General features: G+C 55.8%; 12 protein-coding genes. 11 read left to right on the forward strand and 1 reads right to left on the reverse strand.

Translation table 11 applies throughout. The features are described 5' to 3' along the window. From BXP70_RS30440 to BXP70_RS28150, 9 genes are all read left to right on the forward strand, one after another. On the forward strand, positions 1 to 188 hold a 188-nt coding region (locus BXP70_RS30440), incomplete at its 5' end, for a hypothetical protein (RefSeq protein ID WP_218779894.1). Positions 189 to 398: 210 nt separating this feature from the next. Further along, on the forward strand, positions 399 to 1,751 hold the full coding sequence (locus BXP70_RS28115; protein WP_086597450.1) for a hypothetical protein: 1,353 nt from the start codon (positions 399 to 401) through the stop codon (positions 1,749 to 1,751). 123 nt (positions 1,752 to 1,874) lie between these two features. Continuing rightward, positions 1,875 to 2,141 carry a helix-turn-helix transcriptional regulator gene (locus tag BXP70_RS31165; protein ID WP_086597451.1) on the forward strand — a complete coding sequence of 89 codons (267 nt, stop codon included), beginning with the start codon at positions 1,875 to 1,877 and terminating at the stop codon, positions 2,139 to 2,141. A gap of 220 nt (positions 2,142 to 2,361) precedes the next feature. After that, positions 2,362 to 2,766 carry a hypothetical protein gene (locus tag BXP70_RS28125; protein ID WP_086597452.1) on the forward strand — a complete coding sequence of 135 codons (405 nt, stop codon included), beginning with the start codon at positions 2,362 to 2,364 and terminating at the stop codon, positions 2,764 to 2,766. A 13-nt stretch (positions 2,767 to 2,779) separates the two neighbouring features. Next, entirely contained in the window at positions 2,780 to 3,160 is a 381-nt protein-coding gene (locus tag BXP70_RS28130; RefSeq protein WP_143436761.1) for a hypothetical protein, read from the forward strand. A 43-nt stretch (positions 3,161 to 3,203) separates the two neighbouring features. Beyond that, on the forward strand, positions 3,204 to 4,163 hold the full coding sequence (locus BXP70_RS28135) for a hypothetical protein (RefSeq protein WP_086597454.1): 960 nt from the start codon (positions 3,204 to 3,206) through the stop codon (positions 4,161 to 4,163). A 9-nt stretch (positions 4,164 to 4,172) separates the two neighbouring features. Beyond that, positions 4,173 to 6,197, forward strand: a complete 2,025-nt coding sequence (locus BXP70_RS28140; protein ID WP_086597455.1) for a primase C-terminal domain-containing protein — start codon at positions 4,173 to 4,175, stop codon at positions 6,195 to 6,197. 128 nt (positions 6,198 to 6,325) lie between these two features. Then, entirely contained in the window at positions 6,326 to 7,180 is an 855-nt protein-coding gene (locus BXP70_RS28145) for a hypothetical protein (protein ID WP_086597456.1), read from the forward strand. Positions 7,181 to 7,335: 155 nt separating this feature from the next. Beyond that, a complete protein-coding gene (locus BXP70_RS28150) occupies positions 7,336 to 7,974 on the forward strand; it encodes a hypothetical protein (protein ID WP_086597457.1) in 639 nt (212 codons plus the stop codon). Positions 7,975 to 8,035: 61 nt separating this feature from the next. Here BXP70_RS28150 and BXP70_RS28155 read toward each other — a convergent pair whose 3' ends face one another. After that, positions 8,036 to 8,368, reverse strand: a complete 333-nt coding sequence (locus BXP70_RS28155; RefSeq protein ID WP_086597458.1) for a hypothetical protein — start codon at positions 8,366 to 8,368, stop codon at positions 8,036 to 8,038. Between the two features lie 65 nt (positions 8,369 to 8,433). Here BXP70_RS28155 and BXP70_RS28160 point away from each other — a divergent pair, with 65 nt between their 5' ends. Both BXP70_RS28160 and BXP70_RS28165 read left to right on the forward strand, forming a co-directional pair. Beyond that, positions 8,434 to 9,039, forward strand: coding sequence for a hypothetical protein (locus BXP70_RS28160; protein ID WP_086597459.1), 606 nt, complete (start codon positions 8,434 to 8,436; stop codon positions 9,037 to 9,039). A 9-nt stretch (positions 9,040 to 9,048) separates the two neighbouring features. Continuing rightward, on the forward strand, positions 9,049 to 9,310 hold a 262-nt coding region (locus tag BXP70_RS28165; protein ID WP_143436762.1), incomplete at its 3' end, for a hypothetical protein.

Below are 9,310 nucleotides of genomic sequence, written 5' to 3' on the forward strand. Positions count from 1 at the left end.
TGCGCCGCCTGCAACGGGTACTCTGGTGGGGCGTGGAACGAGCCTATCTGGTGCACAATCCACTAGCCGGCTTTCGCTGCCCACCTGTTTCGAATTCAGCAGTACAATGGGAGCGGAAAGCCGATGGCGCAAAGTTGACCCAAGTGGTTCAAACGCTTGAGCGGGCCTGTAGTACTTCTAAAAGCTAAGCACGCGATCCTATTCCTCGCGCAACGAGCGATTGGCCGTCAAGGATTCCATCACTTTGGGGCTTCTTACGCTATAGGGGATGGCTGCTACCAAAACAACGTGAAGAACCTAGTTCTTCTGCTCGGGTATGGCTGAACCTATAACCGGGCAGAGACATACGCGTGCAGGTCCGTAACAGTGTTAATTTAAAAGCTTTAAACCAGTCCGAGATGGAAGAAAGATATGAGTTTTTAGAGAAGCGCAACAACGCTGTAAAAAACGCAAGTCGTGAGGCTTATTATGATATCTATCAGGAATGGCCGAGCGAGGAAGAGCTTGAGGAAAACTGGCGTAATGATTGGCCCTACCACACAGCTAATATGACCCAAGAGGAACGACGGTCATTCCTTGATAAAATGACGGAAGGTGTTGAGAAACACTCGTCTAAATACCTCTATTCACAACAGTTTTTTACTTACTTTATTGAGCGAATCAAAGGCTTGCCACTACCCACGATAGGAGAAGAGTTAGATTGGTGGGGACATCATGAGTACTTCGGGGTACGCCAGCTTAACACAGCTGTTGATTATACCTATGCTGCCGAAATAATTGTCGATTATTTGGCTGGAAATCAAGATATTAATCAGCAACACCGCTTGCGACTTGAAAAGGCGCAGCTTTGGCTTGAGAAGCATGCGAATGAGCACGCTGCTGCCGAACAAGAGGTAAATCAATTCAAGTTAGTGAGTGTGGATGAGTTGTATTCGGTTACTTTTCCGAAACAATTTTATGATGCTATTCTGCGCTTATCTACTGAGAAAATGCTTCACGCGCTAGAGCAGGAATATCGTCTACGGCTTAGTGTAGCAGGATGCCAGGAGTTGATTGAAATCATCAAAGATAGAGCTGTAGGGATAATGCAGGATGTTCGCATACAGAAAGTTCTAGACTGGATTAATCATCGCCTAGCTATTGTAAGTGACACTCGAAAAAGGATTCCTTTACGCATAAAAGGAACTACTCAAACTAAAGAGTTTACACCAGCTCATGCTGAACGTGTACTAGCTATGCCCAACCCAAGTTGGGAACTAGCAGAAGGAGATATATCAAGTATAATTCCACAAGGAGTGTCTTTACCTAATGATGAGGTAGAATCAGCAAAAGCAATTCAGCAGGACTTAGCAACAGAAAATGACCCTGAAGAAGATAATTTCTATAGGGATTTCTATGATGGGTTGACTGGCGATTATAAAGACCAACCAGATAAGCTCAATTGGCTCTTAGGGAAAGACGGCCTATCTCTTTACTACAAGCCCGTTAACAAACCTGCCCCCGGCCAGAAATCTGAAGAATGGGCAGCATTATTTTGGGCGCTGAAAGAAGCAGGGTGTTTAGTCAAACGAATGTCGCCAGTGACTGCAGAACGATTAATTAAGGCAACATTCCCTGAAGCGAAAGTTAGTATAAGTGCAATCCAGAGAATGAGAAAGAAGATACTAAGCAAGCCTGCTTTTGAGACTTGGGAGAACTATGCTCAATACTATAACCAAGCTGCGAAATTGCTTGGCATTAAACTGGACTAGACTTGTTTTTGAATACTTTCGGACGCTTCCGAACCTAAGTGACCTAGGGGTCAATTGAGTTCAACTCAACTAGAGACCTTTGGAGAGTCAAGGCCGCAGCAACATCCCTGCGGCCGCCTCTAAATGGACCAGACTGTTGTAAAGAACTTAGGATCAGATGTGCTCCTGGAGAAGATTAGAGCCATCGTTCGAGATGAACTTGGACAAATTCAGCCAATAGCTGAGACTGAACAGCTACTGACCTTACAAGAGACAGCAGACTTGCTCAGTTGCTCCCTAGCGACAATACACGACTTGAAGCGCAGAAACATACTGCCCTTCTATAAGCTCGCTGGCGGACGGGTGTACTTAAAGAAGTCCGAGGTACTAAACGCGCTACAAAGCCAGTAGCGATGTCTACGGCCACGAGTGCCTCAGAGCCTGTTGACGGCCACGCACTACTACAGGCTAACCAAGCGCTCCGCACCTGCCTCGACGCAGTTCCCCATTTTACTTTTTCCGAGACGGGCCGCCAGAATCTCTGCCGCCGCTTCCACCTCTCCGACGCTGAGCTCAGCGCCGTGCTGGTCGCCTATACCCCTCCCATTCCTGAATCAGCTTCCTCTTTTCTATGCTCTCATTCGCCGAACTCCCCTTCGAAGACCAGCAGGAATATACCGAACGGTTAGCAGCCATCATGCCCGCGTTCTGCGCGCCGGAAGACCAACTCTTGCTGAATCTCACCCGGTATTGGGGCTGCCCGGATGCCGAGGGTACCCTGCAAGAACTCGTCAGTGTCGGCCTACTGGAAAAGTCCCCTGCCGGCGGGTATCGCCAACCCCTCCGGGAGTGGGTACCCGCCACCGCGCAAGTGGAGCCGTCAAGTGCCCCCTTGCTAGCAGTCCCGCAAGCACCTCCTGCTAGTACGGCTCCTGCCCCCACCAAACTGACAGCGCCCGCTAGTAAGCCTGCTACTCCGACCAGTCCGCCCAGCTTACCACCCTTGCGCCTGAGCCGGCCCACAGTGCTGCGCTAAGACCTCCAACGCTTTGCTTCTGCCTATGCTTTCCAACACCGAATCCTACGACTACAGCCCGGCGCAGTGGGCCCGTATCGTTGCCGAGCGCGAGTGTATCATGACCGGGTCCTTCTGCGGCGTGAAACCCCGCGAGAAGCTCCTACTGCTGGTCTTGCACCAGCAGACCCTGCCGCTCTGGGCACCCTTTGTGCTGCGCGACGACGAGGCCCTGGCCGAGGCCATTGGGGAGTCCAGCCCGCTACAAGTAAGACGTTCCCTGCTCACGCTGCAGCGGCGCGGGTGGATCAGCCTCACCGAGGTCAAGGTAGCAGGGGGTGAGCCGCTGCAATTCCTCGCCCGCGGGCCGCTGCTGCTAGAAGAACTCACGGCCCTGCACGAGGGGCGCTTTTAACCCCTGCTCTCTGTCGTACGGTCCCGCTGAGCCCCGTTGCCCCATGAATTACATCGCCCTGATCAATCACTTCTGGACCAAGGATCTGGAATATTCTTTTACCCCCAATGAGACCGCCGTGTATTTCAGACTACTGGAACGCTGCAACGCATTAGGGTGGAAGAATCCCTTCAACTTTTCGGTAGACGAACTACTGGTGAAGTTGCGACTCAAGACCAAGGACCCGTTCACCACGGCCCGCAACCGCTTAAAGCAAGCGGGCCTGATTGACTTCCGCAATGGCGACGGCAGAGGCCGCACGACGATTTACCAACTCGTCGATCCGGAGGCCGAAGTAGTAGCGCAAGAACAAAGGGGTAAGAAAAACACCCCCCTTTCCCCTACCCTTTTGCCACCCCTTTCGCCCACCCTTTTACCCCCTGAAGACCCGCTACTACATAAAACAAAACTAAACCAAACGAAAGAAAACCTAAACACGCACTGTGAGGCGGCTCTCGCCGCGGCGTCCGCGAGCGAAGAGGAAGTTTTTGATTTGGCAGAGGAGGAAGTAGCGGCCGATCAGCCAGTGGTGGAGCAGAAGGAACCGGAGCCTGCTCTGGTCGACCAACCTGACGAGCAAGAGCCCATAGGCGTTGTACCCCTCCCCAGCCCTCTCCCTGGCAAGAAAGGAAAAGTTACGCCGGCCGCCAACCCCCTCGTTCCGCTGGCGGAGCGATGGCCCGAACTGGTGGCGCAGCTCAGTGAGGAAGACCGGGCTACCTGGGAGCGTTTCGTGGAGTGGGAACAGGAAAACCCCGTGCCCAAGCTCTTCCAGATGAACGAGCCCCTCTTACCAGAACAGTTCGTCAAACTCAAACGCAAGCACGGCGGAGCGCTGGTCGCCGACATCATGCTCGGCATGCAGAACTCGGCCACGTTGCTAAAAAAGTACGATTCGGCCCGCGGCACCATCGAAGGCTGGATCCGCAGCCGCAAAAACCGCGAAGCCGCTGTCACCGCCTAACGCTCTCCCATGAACTACGAAGTCATTCGCGGCGCCCTGACTAATCGCGGCACCGTGCTCCCCAAAGCCCAAATCACCTTGCAGCCCACCGACGAGGAGTTCTACCTCTCGATGTTTGGGATGGACAACTCGATCCACGAACATCTGGAAGTCAATCGCGATCCGCAGACGGGCAAATTTTCCGTCACTGGTTTTGCCGGTAGCTACTTCGCCGAGTTCCTCTACTTCGACCTGGACCGTGATGGTGATCTAGCCGGCTCCCTGGCCTCCACCTGCGACCTGCTCAAGCGCCTGTACAGTCGTTTCCAACTCTCCCCCAAGCAGCTCTTTTTGTGCTTTTCCGGCTCCAAGGGCTTCCACGTGGGCCTGCACCAGAGCCTGTTCGGCGGGTTCGCCCCCTCTCCTGAGTTACCTAAGCAGCTCAACGTCCTAGCCGCTCGCCTGCTGGCCGAGTGCCACGAGCTGACCTTGGCCGAGTTGCAAACCAAAGTCGTGGAAGCCAAGAAAGCCGGGCAGAACTTCGCCGACGTGGACCTGTCGATCTACAACGCCAACCGCATCTTCCGCGTCATCAACTCCCGTAACGCCAAGAGCGGCCGCTACAAGGTAGGTCTCACCAGCACGGAACTGCTAAACCTGCCCCTAGACGAGCTTCTAGATCTGGCGAAGGCTCCGCGCCCGGACTACAAGCCCGAGGCCCGCCTGACGGCGCAAACACCCCTTGCTGGGCTTATTGCCCTGTGGGAGTACGCCCGCACCTTCGACGTAGCCGCCTTCAGCAAGCAAACCGGCGTGAAAAATGGCACTTCGGGTGGTGGAATTGACCGCGACTTCTTCGCCCCACCCCAACCCGGTGAACGCGACAACACGCTCTTCAAGCAGGCCTGTCACCTCTTCGATCACTCCCAGCTCTACGAGAGCCACGTGTTGCAACTCATCGCCTGCATCAACCAGACCAGCCCCGTGCCCCTGCCGGACCAAGACCTGCAGCGCATCGTCAAATCGGCCTTCAAGCGCACGCAAGGTAATCGAGGCCAAGCCAAAGCCAGCGTGCTCACCCCCCAGGCATCGACTGCTGACCACGTCGAAACCTTCAGCCACTGGCAGGAAGAGTGGCTGGACTACTACACCCAGAAACCTTCCCCCATGACCTGCCTGGTGCCCGAAATCGACGAAGACCAGGAGCAGAGTCTCAAGGGCAAGCTCTGCGTGCTGATCGGCTCGGGGGGTACCCGCAAGAGCTACTTCCTGCAAAACGTCATCGCCCAGAACGTGCTCGGCTACGGCAACCGCTTTCTCTACTCCTCCATGGAGATGGGCAAACCTGAAACCGTGAACCGCTTTCTGGATATGTACTTCGAGCCCGAGGATGGCGTGCCCGCCAGCAAAGTCCTGCAAGGCTACGCCCGCCAGAGCAAGGACGAAACCCGCGAGCTGCTGCGCACCGGTTCCGAGTCCATCGCCGACCTGTTGATCCTCACGGGTAATGGAGGGAAAACCACCCAGGACTACGAGCGCGACATCCAAGACACGATTGCCCTCTACGGCTCCCTAGACGGGCTTGCCATCGATGGATTGTCGGCGATGGGCGGCAAAGGCAAGGACGAGACGGAACGCTTCAACCTGATCACGCTCGAACTGAAAGAGCTGGCCAAGCGCTACAACCTCTTTATTCTCTTGATCTGCCACACCACCAAGGCTTGTCAAGCTTACACCCGCGACGCCCGACCCTTCGTGCGTGGGTCCGAAAAAATCCTCGACAACAGTGACTTCTCGATCTGCTTTGCCAACATCATCGACAAGGTCAGCTCCACCCCCGAGAACATCAAGTTCGCTTCCCATCTGGCCCACATCAAGTACTACAACAAACGCGGCTCGGGCAAGATGCTCAACGAGCTCTTGCAGTTCGACGGGCTGAAAAAGGCCTTTTCCGTGTCCTCGGCTCCGCTGCTGGATTATCCCGACTACGACACGTTCGTGCGCGAGCACAACCAAAAAGCCCGCAAAGCCGCCAAGGACGAAGACCCCTTCTAGCCGCAGCGCAAGGCTGTACCGACTTGGTACCCCCTTCCACTACCGCTAAGTCGTCCACTCAAATGGACTACTTCTCCAAGGTATCCCCAAACCGGTGACCCCTTTCCAACTTCCTCAACCCCCACAATATGCGCTACCAAATCCTCACCAAAATCGAGTCCAACGACAACCTAGCTACCCTGCTCAACGCCTTCCAGCGTGAGCTCGGTTTACTCGAACAAGTCGTCCTACCCCGTGACAGCATGGGCGAGTTCAACCGCCTGCTGCAACTAGCCGGCAGCAATACCCCCGACGAAGAAGCCCAGCAATTATTCAACTACACCCTACCCCGCTTCTACCACCTGCAGGTCTTAAACAACTCGCTCACCGACCTGCACAAGAACATCGGCTGGGCGATTAAGGACCTGCAAAAATTCTTCGCGCAATATTCGGGTGACCTGCAGCGCTACGCTATCGAAAAACGAATCGAAACGATCGACGAGTTTGGCAGCGAGGACGAGACCGATTGGGAGGAAGACGGAATCGATGAAGAGGGACAAAAGTGGAAGGTAGCCTACAAGGACGACCCCGAGAGCCTACAGCATTACACCCTGCATAACGACTTGCAGCAGTACTTCCCCGGTAGTGATACCCGCGGGGAGAAGATCGGCACCAGCACGCCCGAAGACTTTGCTTACTTCTCCGAGCACGTGCGCCAAGCCACCCAGCTCAATCCTTTCAAGCTGCTACGTCAGTTCACCGGCGCGGAACTACCCGTCTACCACGAGAACGAAACGGGAGAGATGGTCGCCCAAACGCTGGCTGATGAGATCGAAGACGAACTTAATGAGGATCTGAAGAACCAATCCATGGTGCACTTCTTCCAGCAAGTCCTGGTGCGCGCCCAGACGGCCGCCAAAGCGTTCGAACAGGCCACCACGGCGGAAGATTACCAGCAGCTCCTGACCCAATTGGAAACGATCCGCGACGTGCGCTTTCTCTAGCTCACGAGTAGCCAAAACTGCACGGCCAGCAGCCCGCTCAGCACCGCGCACACGAGCAACGCCCGCCACAACGGGGGCACGCGCAACAGCCAGCGGGGAACATACTTCATCCCGCCAAGATACCACCCTTTCTTCCCTTCTTATCCTCTCCCATCATGTCGAAAATTGATCGCTTCGAAACCATCCACATCCGCCTGGCCATCCGCCAGCAGTACTTCGTCTTTCGCCTACTGCGGCTGGACCAGTACCAGTTCACCCCCGAAACCTTCGAAGAGTACACCAAGAGCGTGGGGCAAGCTACCGTCATGCAAGCCGAGATTCAGGATCATTGCAACAGTCTACGCGCCATCGAAGCCGCCTGTCATCACGGGCTGAACGGCACCATCCCCGAAGGGTATGAGGACGACGGCTACGAGTTCACGGAAGACCCGGAAACGCCCGATCTGCCCTACGATGCTCACACCGATATTCTGGGGTACCTGCATGGAGGTGGTAACATCAGCTGCCTGACGCTGAGCCCGCCCCTGAAGCGCTTCATTGAACTACTTCCTTCGGTGGCGGCGGAGTGTGCCGAACGTGACCTGCAGGCCAAGGACGGGGTCTTACTGCACGTGAACGACGACGGCAGCACCCGGCCCATGACCCAGCCGGAGTTGCTGCGCCGCGGGGATCAAGCCCAACTGGAAGCCTTGGAGCTCAGCCTGTTTGCTGATACCTATGCCTCGGAGATGGAGCAGATTCAACGCCTAGCCGAGCAGCGCGGGGACCTACAACGAATCCTGGACCTGCTCTAGCAGGCAACACTAGATAACGGCACGCCCATGAAGCAGCCCGGCTGGTACGAGGCCGCTAACGCTACGACTTGGCCGGCTTCACAAAGATGAGGGTTGTGGTTTTGGTACTAGCATCAATATACCCCGGCACAACGGCTTGGATCGTGAAGCCTTGCTGGTAGTACGTGTTCACTACCTTCTCCACTTCCTCCGCCGTGCGCTCATCATCGTCTTCCTTCGCCGTGAACTTGATGCGTCGCCAATCCGCTGCTTTTCCATCGGTAGCAGTGGTGAGGTCAACATAATTAGCAGTCTCCTTAATCCGCACAGTAACCACTTCGGGTGCCTGCTGCGCCCACGTTGGCGAACTGCTCAGCACTAGCAGGCAGCTCGCAATAAAGAATAGCTTGTTCATGGCCTCAAGATACAGGCTGCACTAACCCTCCCCTTCTCTACTCACTTTTTTACTAACCCTTCTCGATGAAAACCAAGTACGAACGCCTGCGCGTGGTCGATGAGATCTTGGTGCAGGAACGCTCCGAGCTACTCCACCAACTGCCCCCGCTAGCCTCCGAGCCCGTCCCGGACGCTACCCGCCAGCACCACCTGCTCGCCATCGGTGAGCTCACCGTCCTGCTCTCGGAAGTGCGCGAGCACCGCGCCGCGCTGGAGGAGCTAGAAAACATCTGCTACCGCCAGGCCGATCCCGAGATTCACTATCCTGACGAGAAGCTCTACGGCGAGCTCATCTCGACTCTGACCTTGGGTCTGTATTCGAGCCTGGCGTTCAGCCCCGGTCTACAAACCTACCTCGACCACTTACCCGAGAAGGTGCAGGCGACCCTTGACCAAGTGCGCGACCAGCAACTCGCCTTGCTCAACCCCGACGACGAGAACGGCCTCTACCAGCCGGCGCGGGTCTTAGCGTGGCGCCGCCAGCACGGCGAGGCCTACGACGCGGGCCAGCAGCGCAACCGCGACGCCCTACACGCCTTGCGCGTCACTTACCCTGAGGACATGCAGCGCGTGCTTACACTAGCCCAAACCCAGGGCAGCTTTCAAGAAATCTTCGCCCTTCTCGATTAACCCACTCCCATGCGTACTCTCTGCTTCCCGCATCAGACCCTCTCCCTCTACCGCACGATAGAAGATTTCCCCGTGGGCCAGTTCCTGCGCTACCAAAACTACTGGGAGCAAGCCCTCAGTGAACAAGAACACATTGGGGAAACTCCTCCCCACGCTTTGGCTTTCGCCGTGTGCGTGGCGGCCATCAGTGGCTACCCCGTCGACCCCCTCACGGACGCGGAACTACCCATCCTGCTGGATCTGGTACGAAGCTACGGGGTCACCGATGCCT

It is taken from the genome of Hymenobacter crusticola (assembly GCF_002154225.1).
Classification (GTDB): Bacteria; Bacteroidota; Bacteroidia; order Cytophagales; family Hymenobacteraceae; genus Hymenobacter; species Hymenobacter crusticola.

What these genes read in the sequence shown, in the direction of transcription:
- BXP70_RS28125 (WP_086597452.1), top strand. Translation starts at nt 2,362, where the DNA reads ATGCTCTCATTCGCCGAACTCCCCTTCGAAGACCAGCAGGAATATACC.
- BXP70_RS28150 (WP_086597457.1), top strand. Translation starts at nt 7,336, where the DNA reads ATGTCGAAAATTGATCGCTTCGAAACCATCCACATCCGCCTGGCCATC.
- BXP70_RS28155 (WP_086597458.1), bottom strand. Translation starts at nt 8,368, where the DNA reads ATGAACAAGCTATTCTTTATTGCGAGCTGCCTGCTAGTGCTGAGCAGT.
- BXP70_RS28160 (WP_086597459.1), top strand. Translation starts at nt 8,434, where the DNA reads ATGAAAACCAAGTACGAACGCCTGCGCGTGGTCGATGAGATCTTGGTG.
- BXP70_RS28135 (WP_086597454.1), top strand. Translation starts at nt 3,204, where the DNA reads ATGAATTACATCGCCCTGATCAATCACTTCTGGACCAAGGATCTGGAA.
- BXP70_RS31165 (WP_086597451.1), top strand. Translation starts at nt 1,875, where the DNA reads ATGGACCAGACTGTTGTAAAGAACTTAGGATCAGATGTGCTCCTGGAG.
- BXP70_RS28145 (WP_086597456.1), top strand. Translation starts at nt 6,326, where the DNA reads ATGCGCTACCAAATCCTCACCAAAATCGAGTCCAACGACAACCTAGCT.
- BXP70_RS28140 (WP_086597455.1), top strand. Translation starts at nt 4,173, where the DNA reads ATGAACTACGAAGTCATTCGCGGCGCCCTGACTAATCGCGGCACCGTG.
- BXP70_RS28115 (WP_086597450.1), top strand. Translation starts at nt 399, where the DNA reads ATGGAAGAAAGATATGAGTTTTTAGAGAAGCGCAACAACGCTGTAAAA.